At 54.7% G+C, this 18,889-nt stretch carries 16 protein-coding genes and 1 pseudogene; 10 read left to right on the plus strand and 7 right to left on the minus strand.

All coding sequences use genetic code 11. From position 1 onward, the window contains the following. Positions 1 to 295: 295 nt before the first annotated feature. From phnX to E8E95_RS25310, 3 genes are all read right to left on the minus strand, one after another. Positions 296 to 1,123, minus strand: a complete 828-nt coding sequence (gene phnX, locus E8E95_RS25300; protein WP_280354788.1) for a phosphonoacetaldehyde hydrolase — start codon at positions 1,121 to 1,123, stop codon at positions 296 to 298. 37 nt (positions 1,124 to 1,160) lie between these two features. After that, positions 1,161 to 2,489: an MFS transporter gene (locus E8E95_RS25305; RefSeq protein WP_280354789.1), complete on the minus strand. Its 1,329-nt coding sequence runs from the start codon at positions 2,487 to 2,489 to the stop codon at positions 1,161 to 1,163. Positions 2,490 to 2,773: 284 nt separating this feature from the next. Then, positions 2,774 to 3,943 carry a 2-aminoethylphosphonate--pyruvate transaminase gene (locus tag E8E95_RS25310; protein ID WP_280354791.1) on the minus strand — a complete coding sequence of 390 codons (1,170 nt, stop codon included), beginning with the start codon at positions 3,941 to 3,943 and terminating at the stop codon, positions 2,774 to 2,776. A gap of 130 nt (positions 3,944 to 4,073) precedes the next feature. Here E8E95_RS25310 and E8E95_RS25315 point away from each other — a divergent pair, with 130 nt between their 5' ends. From E8E95_RS25315 to E8E95_RS25340, 6 genes are all read left to right on the plus strand, one after another. Further along, entirely contained in the window at positions 4,074 to 4,946 is an 873-nt protein-coding gene (locus tag E8E95_RS25315) for a LysR substrate-binding domain-containing protein (protein ID WP_280354793.1), read from the plus strand. A gap of 243 nt (positions 4,947 to 5,189) precedes the next feature. Then, positions 5,190 to 6,053, plus strand: a complete 864-nt coding sequence (locus E8E95_RS25320; protein ID WP_280354795.1) for a TnsA endonuclease N-terminal domain-containing protein — start codon at positions 5,190 to 5,192, stop codon at positions 6,051 to 6,053. Beyond that, entirely contained in the window at positions 6,050 to 8,230 is a 2,181-nt protein-coding gene (locus E8E95_RS25325; RefSeq protein WP_280354797.1) for a Mu transposase C-terminal domain-containing protein, read from the plus strand. Before E8E95_RS25320 ends, E8E95_RS25325 begins: the two co-directional genes overlap by 4 nt. Further along, a complete protein-coding gene (locus E8E95_RS25330; protein WP_280354798.1) occupies positions 8,231 to 9,640 on the plus strand; it encodes an ATP-binding protein in 1,410 nt (469 codons plus the stop codon). 4 nt (positions 9,641 to 9,644) lie between these two features. Further along, positions 9,645 to 11,093 carry a TnsD family Tn7-like transposition protein gene (locus E8E95_RS25335; RefSeq protein ID WP_280354799.1) on the plus strand — a complete coding sequence of 483 codons (1,449 nt, stop codon included), beginning with the start codon at positions 9,645 to 9,647 and terminating at the stop codon, positions 11,091 to 11,093. A 466-nt stretch (positions 11,094 to 11,559) separates the two neighbouring features. Beyond that, positions 11,560 to 12,498, plus strand: a complete 939-nt coding sequence (locus tag E8E95_RS25340) for a hypothetical protein (protein ID WP_280354800.1) — start codon at positions 11,560 to 11,562, stop codon at positions 12,496 to 12,498. Positions 12,499 to 12,675: 177 nt separating this feature from the next. On the opposite strand, the gene E8E95_RS30560 is transcribed toward E8E95_RS25340, so the two are convergent. After that, positions 12,676 to 12,984, minus strand: a complete 309-nt coding sequence (locus tag E8E95_RS30560) for a BPSL0761 family protein (RefSeq protein ID WP_348532600.1) — start codon at positions 12,982 to 12,984, stop codon at positions 12,676 to 12,678. Positions 12,985 to 13,392: 408 nt separating this feature from the next. Then, the gene (locus tag E8E95_RS25345; protein ID WP_280354801.1) at positions 13,393 to 13,749 is read right to left on the minus strand and encodes a histone-like nucleoid-structuring protein, MvaT/MvaU family; all 357 of its coding nucleotides are present in this window, start codon (positions 13,747 to 13,749) and stop codon (positions 13,393 to 13,395) included. A 587-nt stretch (positions 13,750 to 14,336) separates the two neighbouring features. Here E8E95_RS25345 and E8E95_RS25350 point away from each other — a divergent pair. Together E8E95_RS25350 and E8E95_RS25355 are read left to right on the plus strand one after the other, a co-directional pair. Next, complete coding sequence (locus E8E95_RS25350) at positions 14,337 to 15,116, plus strand: hypothetical protein (RefSeq protein ID WP_280354802.1); 780 nt, start codon at positions 14,337 to 14,339, stop codon at positions 15,114 to 15,116. A gap of 463 nt (positions 15,117 to 15,579) precedes the next feature. Further along, entirely contained in the window at positions 15,580 to 15,843 is a 264-nt protein-coding gene (locus E8E95_RS25355) for a type II toxin-antitoxin system Phd/YefM family antitoxin (protein WP_280354803.1), read from the plus strand. A gap of 190 nt (positions 15,844 to 16,033) precedes the next feature. On the opposite strand, the pseudogene E8E95_RS25360 reads toward E8E95_RS25355, so the two are convergent. Further along, positions 16,034 to 17,404: pseudogene (locus E8E95_RS25360) on the minus strand (IS1182 family transposase). A gap of 188 nt (positions 17,405 to 17,592) precedes the next feature. Next, positions 17,593 to 17,940: a mercuric transporter MerT family protein gene (locus E8E95_RS25365; RefSeq protein WP_280354804.1), complete on the minus strand. Its 348-nt coding sequence runs from the start codon at positions 17,938 to 17,940 to the stop codon at positions 17,593 to 17,595. A 71-nt stretch (positions 17,941 to 18,011) separates the two neighbouring features. On the opposite strand from E8E95_RS25365, the gene E8E95_RS25370 reads away from it, so the two are divergent. Continuing rightward, positions 18,012 to 18,410, plus strand: a complete 399-nt coding sequence (locus E8E95_RS25370; RefSeq protein WP_280354806.1) for a MerR family DNA-binding protein — start codon at positions 18,012 to 18,014, stop codon at positions 18,408 to 18,410. A gap of 128 nt (positions 18,411 to 18,538) precedes the next feature. Next, a partial coding sequence (locus E8E95_RS25375; RefSeq protein WP_280354808.1) for a hypothetical protein occupies positions 18,539 to 18,889 on the plus strand: 351 nt, incomplete at its 3' end.

Here is an 18,889-nt window from a genome sequence, read left to right on the forward strand (position 1 = left end):
TCGAGATTGCAGGGGGATGCTTCGCTTCCCTTCGCGAATGAATTCGCCCCCACAGGGTTCGAGCCCCGCTGGAGGCTGCGGGCTGCTGCTTGTTTGTGGGGGCGATTTCAATCGCTGACCGGACCGCAGGGCCGGCCTTTGGGCTTGCAGGGGACACTGCGCATCCCTTGGCGAATAAATTCGCCCTCACAGAAATAAAAAAGCCCGGCCCCTTTGCGAGGGCCGGGCTTTTTCATGAGAGGTGCGGGCATCCTTGCCCGCCGGGGGAGGGGCCGACGGCTGACCCCGCTTCCAATCAGCTGGACTGGGGCATCTCGCCACGGGCCAGGCGCTTGTTGATGTCGTCGATCACCGCCGGCAGCTCGGCAATGGTGTCGATCAGGTAATGCGGGCGGGAACCTTCGAACATCTGGCCGATGCGCGCACGCTCCTGGTCCAGCTTGTCTTTCGGCAGCGCCTTGAACTGTTCGTACGTCAGGCCCAGGGCATTGCCCGAGCAGGTCAGGGCCACGGTCCACATGCCGGCGCTGCGGCCTTCGAGGATGCCCGGCCAGGTGTCGTCCACCTTCACGCAGGCGGCCACGTCGTTGATGCCGAGGGCGATCACGTTGGCCAGGGACTGCGCCGGGTGCGGACGGCCGTTGGGCACTTCGTCGGTGGCCACCACGTAGTCCGGCGTGTAGCCGTTCTCGCGGGCCAGCTCCACCACCTTGGCCATCACCACGGCCGGGTAGCCGGAGCAGGTGCCGATCTTCAGGCCCTTGTCGCGCAGGGTGGCGATGGCGTCGAGGGCGCCGGGGATCAGCGCCGAGTGCAGGCCGATCTTCTCGATCTGCAGCGGCATGAAGCGTTCGTAGATGGCGGTGACGTCATCGTCCGTGGGCAGGCGGCCGAAGGCGGCGCGGTAGCGTTCGGCGATGGCCGGGATGTCGCAGAGCGTGCGGATGTGGTCCCACTTGCCCATGCCCATCGGGCCGCGAGCTTCTTCCAGGGAGACGGCGACGCCGAACTCACCGAAGGCCTCGACGAAGATCTGGGTCGGCGCGAAGGAACCGAAGTCGACGACGGTGCCGGCCCAGTCGAGGATGACGGCTTGCAGTTGGGTGGGTTGCTTGTAATGCATGGTGATGACTCCAGCGGATTGCAGTGGCTAAGGGAATTCAGGTCTTGGCGCCGGCCAGGGCCGGTTGACCGGTTGCCGGGAAGCTTTCCGGCGCTTTCAAGGGTTGCGGGCGGCTGTTCCAGAAGGGCACCAGCATCAGGCTGGCCAGTAGCGCCGCGGCGGTGAACACCACGAATACGGTGTTGGTGTCGAAGTAGCCCGGCAGCAGACCGCCGAGGATGGCGCCCACCGAGCCGCAGCCGTTGACGAAGCCCGCTGCGGTGCCGGCGGCTTCCTGGGTACCGAAGTCGATGGCGGCGGAGCTGCTGATCATCGAATCCGGGCCGTAAAGGGTCATGCCCATCATGAACAGCAGGCCGACCACCAGGTACAGGCTGCCGCTCTGCATGGCCGGGACGAACAGCGCCAGGCACACGGTGAGGGCGATCAGGCTGAACACGCAGGCCGGCATGCGGCGGGCACCGAAGAGCTTGTCCGAAGCGAGGCCGATCAGGATCGGACCCACCAGGCCAGCCAGCTCGAAGGCGGTGGGCACGATGGCCGAGGCGACCTTGCCAATGGCCGGCATGCGTTCGTAGACGATCACCGGGCCCCACAGCAGGATGGCGTAGCGCGCTGGCTTCAACAGGAAGTAGGCGAGGCCGAGGACCAGCACGGTGCGGTTTTTCAGCACCTTGCGCAGGGCGACCCAGTGGCCTTCACGCGGCCCGTTGGTGCTGGCTTCCTCTTCGACCGGTGCATGACCGACATCTTCGGGCTTGTTGCGTTGCAGGAAATAGAACAGCACCGCGACGACGCCCACCACCAGGGCGCTGGAGAGGAACGCCATGCGCCAGTCATGGAACACCTCGTAGGCCCACCAGCCGGCGAAGGGGGTGGCGACCAGGCCGCCGAACGCATAGCAGGTGCTCCAGTAACCCAGGACACGACCGCGCTCGCCGGTGGCGAAGAAGCTCCCGATGTTCTTGCACAGACCCGACCAGCCGGTGGACTGCGCCAGACCCTGGACCACCATGCAGGTGGCGAAGATCGGCAGGGTGGCGAAGGTGCCCATGACAACGGCTACCAGGGCCGAAATCACCAGACCGCCGAGTACCACCACGCGTGGACCGAAACGGTCGGCGAAGATGCCCCAGGTGAACTGACCCACGGCGTAGGCGGCCAGGTAGAGGGCATCGAGGTTGGCCATCGCGGCCTTGTCGAGTTCGAAGTTCGGGTCTTCGCCAATGCCGAGCTTGGCGACGGAGAAGGCTTTCCGGGTGAAGTAGAAGGCGGCGTAGGCCAGCCAGGTGATGAGGAATATCTGGACACGCCAGCGCTGGAGGGACTTCCAGCCGCTGTGCAAGGCGCCTGCGTTGTTGTTCATGGTTTTCTGACCCCGTGTGGGTATGCCGGACAGTGCAAATAGGGAGGTTGTTGTTGTTTTGCTGCTGGGCTGTCTAAACGCACGACCTTGGTCAGATGGCAGCGGTCGTGGCGTCAGGCTGGTGGATGAGATTCGGCGTTGGTCTTGGCTCCTGCCCGGCGTGGCCGAGCGGTCGGTTTACTACGGAAATGTTTCAGAAAAAGGTCACCGCACCACGGCCCCGCTACCCGCAGCGGGAACCGTCTCAGGACGGTGGGTGACCTGGAATGGGCTGGCCTTTCGACTTAGGCAGCCGTTTGCTCGATCTCCACGCCCATCGCTTCCAGGGAGTCGGCGATGGCGCGCAGCAGTTGGCGGACGATGTGTTCGTCGATCTGGCCGATGCAGCCGATGCGGAAGCTTTCGGCGACGGTCAGCTTGCCGGGGTAGATGACGAAACTGCGGGCCTTCAGCTCCTCGTAGAAGCGCTTGAACTCGAAGTTCGGGTGCTCCGGGCTGAAGAAAGTGGTGATGATCGGCGACAGCCACTGGTCTTCCAGCAGGGTCTTGAAACCGATCTCGCGCATGCCGGCGACCAGCACGTCGCGGTTGCGGCTGTAGCGCGCCAGGCGGCCGGCTACGCCACCTTCGGCAGCGTGCTGTTCCAGCGCCGCGCGGAAGGCCACCACGCTGTGAGTCGGCGGGGTGAAGCGCCACTGGCCGGTGCGCTCCATGTAGAGCCACTGCTCGTAGATATCCAGGGCGAGGGAGTGGGCGCGGCCCTTGGCGGCTTCCAGCACCGAGCGACGGATGATCACGAAGCCGAAGCCTGGGATGCCTTCGATGCATTTATTGGCGGAAGACACCAGCACGTCGAAGGCGATTTCATTCACGGTCAGCGGTACGGCGCCGAAGGAGCTCATGGCGTCGACGATCAGGCTCTTGCCGTGGGCTTTCACCACGTCGGCGATTGCGCGCAGCGGGTTGAGGATGCCGGAGCTGGTTTCGCAGTGGACCAGGAAGACGTTGGTGACGTCCGGATTGGCCTTCAGCAGGGCGGCCACTTCATCCGGTTGCGGCGGCAGGTAGTCGCCCTTGTCCAGGGTGATGTAAGCGCGGCCAAGGTAATCGAGGGTCTTGGCGGCGCGTTGGCCGTAAGCACCATTCATCAGGATCAGGCACTTGCCATCGCGGGGAATGGCGGTGGCGAGGGCGGCTTCCACCGAGAAGCTGCCGCTACCTTGCAGGGGCACGCAGGCGAAGCTGTCGTCCTGCACGCCGGCCATCGACAGCAGTTCCTGGCGCACTTCGGCGGTCACCAGGTTGAAGGCGCCATCCCACGAGCCCCAGTCACGCAGCATGGCTTCCTTGGTGGCTTTGGAGGTGGTCAGTGGGCCGGGAGTCAGCAGGTAGGGCTCGCCGAGGGCGGGGGCCGCCAGCGGTTGAGTGTTGGTGGGGAATTCGGCTTTGGTCATGGTCGTCTCCAGCGTTGTTCTGGTGAGGGCGCGTTGCGATGGAGAGATAAAACCAATTCCCTAGAAATAAAAAAAATCGATTTATAGTATTTCAAAAATAAGTTGAGCTTATTTATCGAGGAGCAGGCGAATGGCGGTTTCCCAGGCACAGCTCAAGGCCTTCCACGCCGTGGCGGTGCACGGCAATTTCACCCGTGCGGCCGAGGCACTTTTCCTCAGCCAGCCAGCGGTTTCCGACCAGGTGCGCAAGCTGGAGGAGCGCTTCGGCATCCTGCTGTTCCACCGCAACAAACGCTCGGTGCAATTGACCGACCTGGGCGAGCGGCTGCTGGCCATCACCCAGCGGCTGTTCGCCGCCGAGGGCGAAGCCGAGGAGTTGCTGTCCACCTCGCGGGCGCTGGAAACCGGCAGCCTGACCCTGGCGGTGGACTCGCCGGTGCACCTGCTGGGGCATATCGCGCGCTTCTGCGAGCGTTTTCCCGGCATCCGCGTGAGCCTGGTCACCGGCAATAGCGACGAGTGCCTGCGCCGGTTGCAGGAGTACAAGGCGGACTTCGCGCTGCTCGGTCGGGTGGTCGAAGACGACAGCCTGATCACTCAGGTGCTGAGCAGTGACCCACTGGTGGCTTTCGTCGCCCACTCGCATCCCTGGGCCGCGCGGGACTCCATCGTGCTCGCCGACCTCGAAGACATGCCGATGGTGCTGCGCGAGCGCGGTTCCATGACCCGGCAGATTCTCGAGGAAGAGATGCGCCGCGCCGGTATCGCCATTCGCCCGGCCATCGAGGTGGAAGGCCGCGAGGCGACCTTCGAGATGGTTGCTGCGGGCCTCGGCGTGGGGCTGGTTTCGGCGGCCGAGGTGGGTGCCAGCGCCAACGTGCATGTGCTGCCGGTCCGCGATTGCCTGCAGCGCATGACGGAGACGCTGGTGTGCCTGCGCGAGCAGGGTTCGCGGCGCATCATCGAGACCTTTTTCGACATCGTGCGGTCGAACGGCGGCTAGTCGGTTCGCTTCCCCCCTGTTTTTTGGGAATATATTTTGAGAATTGGGAATATATTGTGAGAATTGGGAATATAATTTGAGAAATGGTTCCGACGAGGGTTAAACCCTACAGATAACCTCTCCACTCATCCGCTCCGGGCCAGTTCAAGCTCGGCCCCGCAAGGACGAGTGATCTCACTGCTCCTTCTACGGACGTGCTGCTGTGCTCGGATGCTTGATCTCGAGGGCATAGGAGGTAACGAAGTGAGTAGGCGCCGATTCCGGACCGAAGCCGATATTGATCGCGCGATACGGGATGGTTATGGGCAGGGAGCAGGATTGGATTACAAGCCTTGGCTCCGCGTGCGTGACGTCCCATCTAAAGGACAGTCGAAGAAGACCCTCGGTTTGACGGTTCCGCGCATATATCAATTATTCTCCCAAAACGAATACTTTTACTTTTTAACTCTCGAGTTCGCTAAGTCTGTTGTCGATATCAGAGAGCAGTTTCCTCTTCTGCCGACTAAAGAGACTGAAGCAGCAGCTCTTTCGTTAGGATATGCGCACCCAAAATTCACAGGGACACAGCTGAATTATGTAATGACGACAGACTTTCTGATTACGAAAGTGGATTCGTCAGGTCGAGAGGTACTTAAAGCGCGAACTGTTAAGGAAGACTCTGAGTTGTATGGTGCGAAAGCTAGACGTATAGATGAAAAACTTAAAATTGAACAAGTCTTCTGGGAAGGTCGAGGGGTGGATTGGAAGTTAGTGACCAAGGAAGTCTTGTTCGAGAATTATTTTGCGCGAAATCTCGAATGGATTAAGAGAGGGGCGATTGTCGAGCCTGAACTAAAGAGCTACGTCATTCAGAGAAGATTTCTACATGAGCTAAGCGAGTGTTTGGATCGTGACTGGACAATAGATCAAGCGTTGAAACATGTCAGTAAAAAGGTTTTTGTTCCGCTAGTGGGCTGTAGACGGATATACCTGAACCTCTTGTGGGAGAAAATTATAAAAACTGATCTGAAATCAGAGTTATTAAGTTGGTCGTTAGATCTTCCGGAGTTTGAATTTGATTTGACGGCTGTGCGCAATGAAAAGACCTACTTGGAGGCCGGCGCATGAACGTAATGGTAAACGATATTATAGAACCCCTGATTGAAATACCTGATCTGCGTTGTATGGCCAGAGTCCTGTGGATAGACGATAAGGCAGATAGCATCTACTTGATGATGCTGGAAAAACCAATGAGGAAACCATCTCAGATCAAGTTTTCGATCCTGGCTGAATGGTTAGAGACTGGGGCGGCGAGAGTAGCGTTAGAAACTGTCCCAGCTTTCATGGTCCGAGAGGAGAGCCAGCTCTCAATAGATGAGGTTTCTCAGCGAGATTTCAACTGGAACCTCATTGAGCCGCTGGCGTTGGAAAGTCGTCGAGGCGGGATATTTTATGGCGAGGTCTTTTCGCGCCTGGTGAATGAACAGGTTGAAAAACTTGGGTGTCACAAGTCGCAAGTGTATAGATTAATATTTCGATATTGGTTCTACGGCCAAACAAGAAATGCTCTGCTACAAAACCGTACGAATGCCGGGGCTCCTGGGAAACGAAAGATTAGCCGGCAGGGTAAGGTTCAGGGGCGGCCGAGAGTTCACCTCGGATTAAAGATTCCGACAGAAGCAAAAGATTTAAATGATTCGGATCTGAAGTGTATTCGGATAGGTTATTCACTGTATGCAAAAAATGGGAAGATAAAGCTGGCCAGAGCATACAGAATGATGCTCGCAAAATTTTACTCATACCGATGTGTGGAGTCTGATGCCGAGTATTCTGATGACGATCCAGGTATTGAGATTTATCCGTTGGGAAAGAAGCCTACATATAACCAGTTTAAATATTGGGGAGGCAAGCTATTCTCTGATGTAGATGTGCAAAAAGGACGAGTGTCAGAAAAAATTTGGCAGAAGGATATGCGCGCACTTCGTGGCAGGGCGCAGGATAATCTGCATGGCCCTGGGCATCGGTACGAGGTAGATGCAACGATCGGTGACATCTACCTTGTTAGTGAGTTCAACAGAAGCTGGGTAATTGGTAGGCCAGTTATATATGCGGTGATTGATACATGTTCACGCATGGTGGTTGGTTTACATGTTGCTCTCGAAGGGCCAAGTTGGAACAGTGCAAGACACGCTCTTTACAACGCGTTTACAGATAAACAGACATTCTGTGCGGAGTACGGAATCAGTATCGAACCAGAAGAGTGGCCATGTCACCATCTTCCATATGAAATACTAGTGGATCGCGGTGAACTTAACGGTGAGGCTGCTCAGGGGATTGTGGATGGCCTTGGTGTTGATATAGCAGTTGCTCCGCCATTCCGACCAGACTGGAAGGCGGTAGTTGAGCAATATTTCCGTATTGTGAACAACAATATATCAATTCACTGGATTCCCGGTGCTGTTCTCGGGAGAGCGAATGAGCGGGAACGGGGAGAGAGAGACTATCGACAGGATGCAACTCTGACTCTAAGAGAATTTACTAGGATAATTATCAGGGCCGCACTATTTCATAATAAGACCTTCAGAAATCCTATCCTTCTCACAAATGAAATGATAGGCGCAGAAGTTGAGCCAACGCCAATAAGTATATGGTCATGGTCGCTGAGGAATCAGAGGATTGACTCAAAACGTCTACCTGCACAGCTTATATATCTTAATCTATTGCCCCGGAGCGAGGCGAAAATTAAAGCTGGCGGCATAGAAGTTAACGGGATGCGCTACATCTGCAATTTGGCTATCGAGCAGCAATGGTTAGAGAGAGCCAGAAGCAAAGGTGTGACTAGCGTTACTGCTTGGTATGATCCGAACTGCAGTTGGCATGTTTGGATAAAAAATACTGATGGGGAGTTTGTTCGTTGTACTTTGGTGCCTAGCGATAATAGGTTCAAAGGCTTTAGGGTTGAAGAAGTTGTAGATATGTTTGCGGTTTATAAGTCGGTTAGCGCCGAGCAGCGAGAGTCAAAGCTAAATGAGCAGGTTAAGCTGGATTATTTTAATGATCAAGTTGTGAAGGCGGCGGCCTCGGCGAAGAAAAGAAGCACGAAACCAAAAACAAAGGCTGAACGAACTTCGAATATTTCGGCTAATAGAAAAGCTGAAATGCTTCTGGAACGTGAGAATACCCTGGTTCCTGAAGGACTGCGGGCAGATGAGCGCCAGGAGTCTCCTTCAAAGATCGGAGCTTCAAACGTAGTAAACCTTTCGGTAAGGAGAGCTATCGACTTGCTTAAGAGAGGTCAGACCTAAATGTCTATTGCTCGCGTATCGGCTACATATCTAGCATCCCCGATTCCTGAATATCAGGGGAATCCTCTAATCGAGGCTCTTCCTCCGATTAGAAGTATGGAAGATGTAGCACTTTCACTTGGCAACTACCCTGTATTACCGCTGGAAGAACGGAATATGGAAGGGCACCTGCGCCTTCATTGTATGCAGCGTCTATATGATCTGACAGTAGGTTTGCCGTTACATATCGATCTGGCTCAAGCTATCTCCGAATTGATTAGACGTGGCTACGTCGGCAGAAATCCAATTTGCGCTTTGACTACTAGACACTTGAATGCGGTGTCGACCGGAAAGGAGGACGCCAGTCCATTAAGATCTACTGCATCCACCATCACAATAGTTGGACTAAGCGGAATGGGGAAAACTACTGCATTGAAGATGCTACTTTCCGAGTACCCGCAGGTGATCTTCCACAGGCAGTACCATGATAGATCGTTTTTTAATGCACAAATTGTATATTTACATATGGATTGTCCGTTCGATGGAACCCTGAAGGGTCTTTGTCTTTCTTTCTTTGATGCTGTTGATGAGGCGCTAGGCGAACCTCATTATGGGGAAATGTACAGCAAAAGAAGTTCAATCGATTACATGGTCCGCGGGATGAAGCTTGTCGCAAGTACCTTCTATGTGGGAGCCTTGTTTATTGATGAACTGCAAAATCTAAACCGCGCCAAGGCTGGTGGCGCAGAGAAGATGCTGAGTTTCTTTGTCACGCTTGTTAATACCGTTGGAATTCCAATCGTAGTAATTGGGAATAACTCAATGCTGAGTCTTTTCAGTAAGGAGATGCGTATAGCGCGCAGATTTTCCGGAAACTGCTTCAGGTTTGATCGGTTTGAAAGGGACGATCCCGTATGGCGCGAACTTCTGCTGGACAAAGTCTGGGAGTACCAATGGCTCCCCACCCCGACCGCTCTAACAGAAAATATCTGTAGTGTTCTTTATGACCTAACACAGGGGGTGGTAGATTTTTTGATTAAGTTATTGGTGTTGAGCCAGAGGTACGCCATCCAAAATGGAGTAAATAGCCTCAGCGAGGACGTTCTGCGTCATGTGGCGAGCAATAGGATGAAAATTCTTGAGCCCGCGTTAGATGCACTGAGGAGTAATGATCCAAGGAAGATGCTCTGTTTTGAGGACCTACTGCCCACGGATGAGCAAATTAATACAATGATGGCATGGGTACCCTCTGGACGCGAACTTCTGAGTGTTGTTAGAAACCTCGGGGCGCCTGAGTCGTTAGTAGAACAGGGTTCCCTATCTGCTAGTTCGTCTACTAGGGATCATTCGGTAAAGAGGGGGAGTGATACACCTCTGGAAGACTTCAAGGCTCGTGGGCTAGTTGTTAATGATCTTGAGGAGTTTGATTAGATTTATGTCTGGCAAAGACGTTGGGCGGTGTCTGAGGTGGTTGCCCGCACCATTCCCCGACGAAACTTTGCATAGCATTTTTTCTCGTTATCATAAGCTTTCTGGCCATGGTAGTTATAGGCGCAGCTTAGAAGAACTCACTGGTGAAATGACGTGCAATGCGTTTCATGATACTCCCTCATTTTTGAAAAAGTTTTCCGATCGCGCGCAAGGCGTTGAAGTTTATTCTGTAGAGAATTTAATTCAATTCCATACTGCGTATAATTATATAAGGCGCTTTTTGCTAGGAACTCAAGTTGATATTTGGCACGAGCGAATTAAGGGGGGCTTGCGGCGCAGTGGTGGAGGTCAAGGATTGGGGTATGCACACGTACGAGGACAGGCTCTACCACGCTACTGCTCTCAATGTGGTGCAGAGGACCTTTGTACGTGGGGACAGTCCTATTGGCACCGAGTACATCAGTTGCCGGGCGTGTGGATTTGTCCGATGCACAAACAACCTCTTGTATGCGTCGACGGGATTTGGCTGGCCAAGGATCAACGTCGCCTGTTCTTACCAGATGACTCCTGCTTAGCTGACGCTAGTAAGGGAATTGATGTTGAAGGCTTCTGGGGATTTCTCTCTTCTGTTTCAGAAAATTCGTCAACTCTTCTTTTCAGTGATACCGAACTTTTTTCTCTGAGCTACGCGCATGATTTAACCAGGCGTGCGTGCGAGTGCCTTGGTCTTATTTTTAAAGGTTGTGTGAGCTCTAAAAAACTTGCACGTAGGGTATCTGAATTTTTCGAATCTGTGCCTCATGGTTACGAGTTTCAATTTCTCCATCCTGCTGTAACTGGCGCGCTTCCTACGTGGATTCTGGAAGTATTAAGAGCTCCGTATCGTTACCGCTACCCGCTAGAGTATTTGGTCTTGTGGGAGATTCTTGGGATTAGTATTGCCGAAGAAAGTCTGGTTTTCAGGCAAGAGCTTTCCTCCGTTGATAGTGTGATTGATAGGCCATCAGCAAAGAATAAGCGGAACTATCCTAGGAAGGAAATTACTCAGCTCGAAGTAGACCGGCGGCGAGCGGAGTATTTGAAAGGTGATGATCAATACTCGTCAAAAAGGCGCTCGTACCAGTGGCTTCTGAAACATGACAGAGAGTGGTTGACACAACGGGGAGCGTCCAATAAACCTGGTCGAAGAAAAGGCTACTCAGTTGCAAAATGGGAGCAGCGCGATATCGAGTTATCAGCATTAATTATCTCTATCGCCGAACTGATAAAGTCCAGAGGTGGACTGCCGGTTCGATTGACGGCTGGGACGATATTAAGAGAGCTTGGATTGTCTCGAAATATATTGTATTACGCCAACCGCTTACCTAGATGCGTAGCTGCATTGGCGTCGGTGCAGGAGTCCACATCTGACTTTGCTCGCAGAAGGGGGCTTTGGGTGGGAGGCATAAGTTAGGCTGTGAACTGATATCGGATAAGTTTAAACCTGAATTTGGGAGGGTGTTTTGGTTAGCACTGGCAAAGCTTACTTTTTTCCAGAGCCATTACCAGATGAGACCGCTAGGTCAGTGGTTTCGCGGTATCATAGAATCTCAGGAAATATTGAATATTCTGCTTCAATTATGCAGATATTTGGTAGGCGTCACGTGCTTCTTGATTGTGTTCTTCCGCCTCAGTCTAAAGGGATGCAAGATGCTATTGTGCCGCATAATGTACGAACGAAATTTTGTAATCTAACATTGGAGCCGTTGTACAAAGTCCTTGCTGTCAATGCTGTGGGAAGTAATAGACATCGGGCCGGTTCCGATGCAATGACGAAGATTTGCCAGGTATGTGCAGTCTCCGATTTAGAGGAGTTTGGAGTTGTATATTGGCACAGGTCTCACCAAATTCCTGGGGTGAGAGTATGTTGGAAGCATGGGGTGGATTTGATTGATCAATGCCAGGGCTGTGGGTTGAAGTTTCACTCAGAGAGGAAGGCATTGCCAAATCTATCTGACGACTGCAGTTGCGGCACGTCGATTCTTGAGGCTGCCTCAAGTTCATCTGGCCCGGGTGAACGAGAGCTTGCATTATTTGCCCACGATTTGTTGATCCGTGGCGGCGAACTTTCTCTTGATAATATGTATAGGTTGGTTGTAAAAAAATATTCTGAGCTGTACGGAAATCGAGTTAATAAGGTTTCGTTGAATGACTTTTATTTTGCTCTGGTAGAGCGGTATGGAGTTGGCTTTGTCGATGGCATAGATGGTGCTGGTTCGTCGCAAAGGGTTGTGAGTATTGGTAAAAGTCGCATGGGTAAATTTCCTCTTGTTAGGTTTTTGCTTATTTGTTTTGGATTGTTTGAGGAGGCTGATAAGTTTTATTCGTATGCTGGGGAGTTTGAGGCTGATAATTCTGGAAAGGACAAATTAGGAAGCTCTTATCGTGTGCATTTGGATGATGGGAAGCTCCGCGAGATCATATTCAATAATGCATTGGCAGTGCGAGCGGAAGGTGGATTTCCAAAGCGCCTGTCAAAGGCGGTGCTACTCAGAGGCTGTAACGTTGATGATGAACTTTCGATATTGCGCAGGTATGAATCTTCCTATAAGTTGCTAAATCAATTGGTCGAGAGTGTGGACTACTATCGTTTGAAAAGGATTCTCTGGACTGCGAGTGAACTTAGGTTGCAGGGTGAATCAGTGAATAAGGTGCGCTTTATAGAGGCATCTGGCATGAATTATAGATATGTATCAGGAATCCTAGGTTACCTTGGGGTAACAGTGAATGCTCTCTGTGAGGGTGACTCTATTTCGATAGAATATTTTCGTTCACTTGGAGTCGATAATCATTGGGTCATGCCAGGTCGAGTGCCCTGAGCGTTCATGCTATTTTTCTGTCCTCGCATGCTTCTAAACTAGGCTCCGAATATTCTTGCATACATGGTACAGCCGAAGTGAGTTGGGCGAGCCTGTTAATTGTTAGGATAGTTGAATTCTTGTCGGATGTCCGGGGCTCAACTGTGGTAATTGAGGATTCTTGATTGAAAGATGAGGCTATCTACAATGGCTCACTAAGAGGGCTGCCATTCTTTTGCAAAGGCTACGCAAGCTGCGGTGTTTTAGGCTAATGTCAGGGTGCTGGTAAGATAGTGTTGAACTAAAAAAAGGAGAGATTATAAATTTTTTCGAAAGGTGTTCTTCGAATGCTCCCTGTAAAAGTACCTCGCCCCGAGTTGGGTAATGCCTTAACAACTGAGACGCCATGCAGCGCATCTCTTCGCTGATCGATGAGTCCCCTTCTAACTGCTTTAGAAATTCTCCGGTCTGTATGACCGCTCGTGTGCGTTCATGAGGCACTGTCATATGACTACCTCCTCATCGGAACTTATTCATTACGGCAAATAATAAACCCTCTGGTGCGCAGTACGGGAAAGTTCCCGCCCGAGGCGTGGAGGTTATGGTCAGCTTTCAACGTAGCTTATCCCTAGCGCAGTTTCTACCTAAGGCGACCAAGCGCGCCTTTGCGAAGAACCTCAGGCGTTACCCCTGGCAAGCAACTTGGATCTGAGAGCTGCCGCGCCTGAGCAGAGGGCCGTACGTAGGTAGAGGTGAGCTAGGAAACCTCGCAAGCCTACGCGAGGGCGCCTTTTCCTCAGCCGACCAAGTGGCGAAGCCTTTCAATTGTTTCCGGCCAAACTGGTGACTGTGGCTGAAATAAAAAGCCGCTCTAGGAGCGGCTTAGCTTTGAGAAAACTCTGTGGGCGTGGGTGGTTACTGCAGCCAACCTTCTACTACATCTGAACCAAATTCAGCCTTCCATGCTTTCAGCACTTTGTGGTTGCCGCCCTTCGTCTGAACGACTTCGCCCGAATGTGGATTCTTGTAGCTCTTGACTTGGCGTTCGCGACGATTGACAGTCGGCTTTTGCTCAGACTTAGAAACCGGTTGAGGGTCTAGTAGGTTGATGATGCTGCGGAGGCTCATGCCATATTCAGCCATCAGAGCGCGTAGCTTACTTTCGAACTCGATCTCACGCTTGAGGCCGTCATCGTTCTTCAGTGCATCCAGTTGCTTCAACTGTTCTGCCAGCTGCGCTTCCAGAGCCTTAAATTCAGCGAGTTTCGACATGTAATTTCGACCTTGTTCTTCGAAAATGGTGTGACTATTACACCATAAATACATGCCAATAGGTGCCCTTCCGCACGGCCTTGTCTGAAGCTTATTGAGTTTTAGGGAAACTCTTCTCTCAATCGGTTACGTCGCTTAATACTGATTTGAGCAGCAGGCCCTGTCTAGGGCCTATCGCACCAGGCCGGTATGGCATTGCCATGAGCATCGATCTATTAGTAGGCGCGGTTCCACTTAGCTGTCACTTCTTGATCCCTAATTCCAGCGGGCCTTCGCTGAAAGCCATGGCTTCGACTTGGACGCTCGAATCACCTCTCAGAAGGACCCCACAGTGACTCTGGAACATAAGCTCCGAAGTTCGGCAGGAGCTCATCACCGCAACGTATAGCCCGCCAAAATTCGCGTCTGGGGCGGGATTGCCCCTCGCGCAATTGCGGCTCCCGCCGTTCGTCATCTGTGCTGGAAGTGAGCAAAATCTCATGATTTGGATCAGCATGCCACACGGGCTTCACCCTACGATGCCAATAAGCGGGATCAAGGCGGGGGGCGTGCTTCCGCAGACGGCAGTTCTCTGTAGGAGCCAATACATGTGGTACCGACTCCCCATCCTTCGCCACCTGTCTATTGCGCTTGCGACCATGCTCGTGAGCCCTGGCTCAATCGCCGAGACCGACCAGCAACGGGCCCAGAATCTCGCCACTTGTCTTTCTGGGCAGTTCCCGAATCTCTGCCGCCATGAGTGGCTGTCATCATCTGAACGTCAGGCGGTAGATCAGGCGGAGCATGGTGCAAACCTTCGCACCTGTCTTACTGGACAGTTCCCTAGCCTCTGCAACAGAGCGACGCTCTCAGCGGCCGAGGCCAAGCAGGTTGCCACTGCCGAGCATGATGCAAACCTTCGCACTTGCCTAACTGGGCAATTTCCCAACCTCTGCAACAGGGCAATGCTCAATCCGGCCGAGGCGAAGCAGGTTGAGAACGCCGAGCATGCTGAGAACCTTCGCATCTGCCTGACCGGACAATTCCCCACCTTGTGCAACAACGCGAAACTCACCCTAGATGAGGCGAAACAGGTTGCCGCGGCTGAGACCCGCGTGCGGGAGGCACAGCCAGCAGCGTCCCTTGGGAAGCCCCGTGTCGGGTACGCCCCGCGCTACACATCCGGCTGTGAGGCCGACCACTGGATCAACTCCGTTGAAGGCAACGGCGAGGTAGTCACTCTCGAGGACGGTTCCGTCTGGCTCGTAGACGATGTCGACACTGTCGACTCCAGCCTTTGGTTACCCACCACGGACATCGTGGCTTGCGATGGAAAGCTCATCAATATCGATGATGACGAATCGGTCTGGGCTGAACGCATCCGCTAATCTCGTCGAGGTAGGGATGCGCCGAGCCCTTCCAGTAGTCGCTAAAGGACCCAGGTTCCTTCCTGGTTACCGTACAAAGGGTGGTTCAGTTCTGAATGCCAAGTTGGAATCTTGATAGCGCAACATCGCCGGTCTGGCAGTTGCTTCTCTGGGGCCCCTAGAACCCCACAGCGAGATCTCACTCGCGTGGTCCTAGCCCCAACCGCTTCTGGTCGGCAAGGCCCAATTGACCGACTGATTCGCTGCCAGCAAGTCTAGTCATTCGCCCTAATCGTTAGCTAAAAACGCATGATTAGCTGTCCAGCTAAACCAGCCTTAACAGCTAAAGAAAACGGCCATCGCCATGCTGCCAATGGCCCCCAGCAACGGGGCCATCCAGAGATCCTGCTGTCAGTTGAGCGCGCCGTGGATTGAAATTCCGTCTATTTTCAGGCTTCAGTTTGCTTTCGCGGGAGCTCTGCAAATGCGTATCCAAACGATCAGCTACCTCAAGCAGCACGCAGCAACACTGGATCTCGACGAACCGCTTTGCATCACCCAGAACGGCCTTCCCACGATGGTCGTTCAGTCCTACGAGCAGTATCAACAAACCCACGAGGCAATCGCACTGGTGAAACTGCTCAGCATGGGTGACAAAGACATAGAGAGTGGCCGACTCTGCAGCAGCGACGAACTGCTTCAGAAATTGGCCAGTCGCACCCCTCGCACTAACAACTCCGGCCTCTAAAACGGACGCCGGAATCGGCTGCTTTCGGTCGATTCTGTTGAAAAAGGCGGTTCTGCGGCAGCCAGTCGGCCAGGTGCGCCAGCTTTCGAAGTGGCTGCAAGCCACTCCAAGTTGCCTTTCGGCGTTTCACTGAGCGTCCGGGCTCAGGTTTGCGGGTTAACTCGAGGGTTTCTGCTCTCCGCAGGCGTACCTATCCCGTGATGGGTGGCCCGTGAGGCATGAGCTTGGCCATGCGTCGCAGGTTTTGCACCGTCGCCGCTAAGGTGAATTCGTCAGTCGCACCCGTCAGGCCACGCAGTCGTAAACGGTCGAGTTTCATTATCCGTTTGAGGTGGGCGAACAGCATCTCCACCTTCTTCCGTTCACAACGAGAGACGAGGTATCCCGGTGTCTTGGCGATGCGTCGCGCCACGTCGCGGGCAGCCTCATGGATACTGCGGAAGATCTTGCAGTTCGGCGTGGTGGGGCAGCACTTGGCTTTCAGCGGACAGGTGGTGCAGTCGGTTTGGCTGGAGCGGTAGATGATGGTGTTGGCCTTGGTCACCCGGGATCTTTTCTGGGTGAAGGCGTGCCATTCACTGCGTAGCGGTTTGCCGGCTGGGCAGCGGTATTCATTGGCCTCCTGATTCCAGTGGAAGTCGTTACTGGAGAGGCTGTCGTCCTTTCGACCGGTCTTGTCCCACACCGGCACATTCGGCTCGATGTCCTTCTCCTCGACCATCCAGGCCAGCATCGGGGCAGTGCCATAGGCGGTATCACCGATGAGGCGTTCCGGCGTGAGGTCGAACTGCGCTTCGACGCGCTCCACCATCGTCCTGGTCGACTCGACTTCGGCGGTCCGATGCGCAGGGGTGGCTTCCACATCCAGGATCACACCGTGCTCGGTGTCGATCAGGTAGTTGGTGGCATAGGCAAAGTAGGCCGGGCCACCTGGCGCGGCGGTCCAACGGGACTGCGGATCGGTGAGCGACATCTTCTTGGGCAGGGCTTCGGCCAGTGCTTCCTCATCGAGGGCTTCGAGGTACTCGCGTACGGCGCGGCTGCTGAGCGCCGGATCGCGCCAATCGATGTCATCTCCCGCCACCCCACGTTGCCGGCTGGCATCCGCTTTGATGATGCTGGCGTCGACGGCGAAACCTTCACCCTTGACCAGGCCGGCCGCCATGCAGCGCCGCAGCACCTCATTGAACAACTAGCGGAACAGGCCGCTGTCACGGAAGCGGCCGTGGCGATTCTTCGAGAAGGTCGAGTGATTGGGTACTTCGTCTTCCAGGCCCAGCCGGCAGAACCAGCGGTAGGCCAGGTTCAGGTGCACCTCCTCGCGCAACCGCCGCTCGGAACGGATGCCGTAGCAGTAGCCAACGACCAGCATGCGCACCATCAACTCCGGATCAATCGAGGGGCGTCCGATGGGGCTGTAGAAGTCAGCCAAGTGAGCACGCAGGTCGCTGAGATCCAGGCATTGATCGATGCTGCGCAGGAGGTGTTGGGGCGGGACGTGCTCTTCCAGATTGAACGAGTAAAACAGGCGCGCCTGTCCTCCCGGTAACTGCCCCATCATGCTGCCTGCCCCCACGCTCGCTGAGCGCGTGATTTTGCCGGCGGCATGGGGCGGCAGCTACTTTTTCAACAGAATCGGCCAATAGCTGCCGTTCAGCATAGGCTGCTAACGGCCAGAAACAGATCCTCGGATCTGTCTAGTAAATCAGGTCAGTTTTACATTCGAGTAGGCTGGAAAAATTGCCGTGCTCAGCGAAGCAGCGACGCTAACCATGGCGCTGCCAGCGCGCCGAGCACAAGGGTTGCCGTCCACCAGAAACACTGTCGTTGCCGTGCGAGTGCGCGGCGTTGGGCCGCTGCCCCGTTCACCACGTAGGGCGGAACCAAATAGAGGCGAGTGAGTGCGAAGCCGAGAGAGAGCAAGGTCAAACTGACCAGCACGGGACGATAGGGCGACACCTGGGCCAAGTTCAGCGCCCAGGCACCGCTACCCACCCCCAGGGCCATAAATGCGACTGGCGCATAGCAGCACACCGAGGCGGCCATCCCGGCCAGCAGGCTGGCAAACAACGCGCGGGTTACTGTGATGACTACCATGGCAATTGCCTGGAGATTCCGTACCTATCTACTCTTAATCCTGTATCCAAGTACGGATTCAAAAGGTTGTTATGGCCGAGCGACTCTGTATTGGCCAGTTGGCGGCGATGGCAGATGTTGGGGTTGAAACGGTCCGCTACTACCAGCGTCAGGGCCTCTTAGAACAGCCAAGCAAAGCACTGGGTGGTCAGCGGCGCTATGCACCCGGCCACGTCAAGCGGCTGCGCTTCATCAAGCGGGCCCAGGCACTGGGGTTCACCTTGGCGGAGATCAGCGATCTCCTCCAGCTGGCCGACGGCAGCTGTTGTCCGGCGGTTAGGTCCATGGCTATTCACAAGGTACAGCTTATCGAAGCGAAACTGGCCGTCCTGACAGCTTTGCATCAAGCCCTGAATGAACTGATTCACCAGTGTGATGCGAATAGCAGTGATACGTGCTGCCCGATCATCGATCTGCTGGACCAGGATTGATTGAGTGTGGCTGGCAAGGTGGCCGGAAGGCCCCAGGAACCTCGGAAAGCTTCCGAGGTTCCTGGGGCGGCAGGCGCCGCTCAGGCTCCGCCTCGATCATCTCCGGGCTCGCCGGTCGCACGCCCGCCATGATCATCGCCGACATCATGGTCGGCCCCATCATCAGCTCCATGACCCACACCGTGGGCTTCGCCTACGTCATGCCCTGGTCCATCGTCGGCACTGTGCCCCACACCATGAGGTCCGCCTGCCTCATGACTAGCACCGTGATCGTCACCACGCCCACTGGTTGCGCCACCGTGTCCACTGTCGCTGCCGCGCCCCGCGCTATCCCCTCCATGGCTAGAGCCGCCGTGTCCACCACCATCGCCGCCATGACCACCACCACTGCCATTTCCTCCATGGCCGCCACCCCCGCCGTGGCCACCCCCACCATGACCACCGCCACCTCCGCCGTGGCCACCTCCACCATGACCGCC

The sequence above is a fragment of the Pseudomonas sp. BN414 genome, from assembly GCF_029871275.1.
Taxonomy (GTDB): Bacteria; Pseudomonadota; Gammaproteobacteria; order Pseudomonadales; family Pseudomonadaceae; genus Metapseudomonas; species Metapseudomonas resinovorans_C.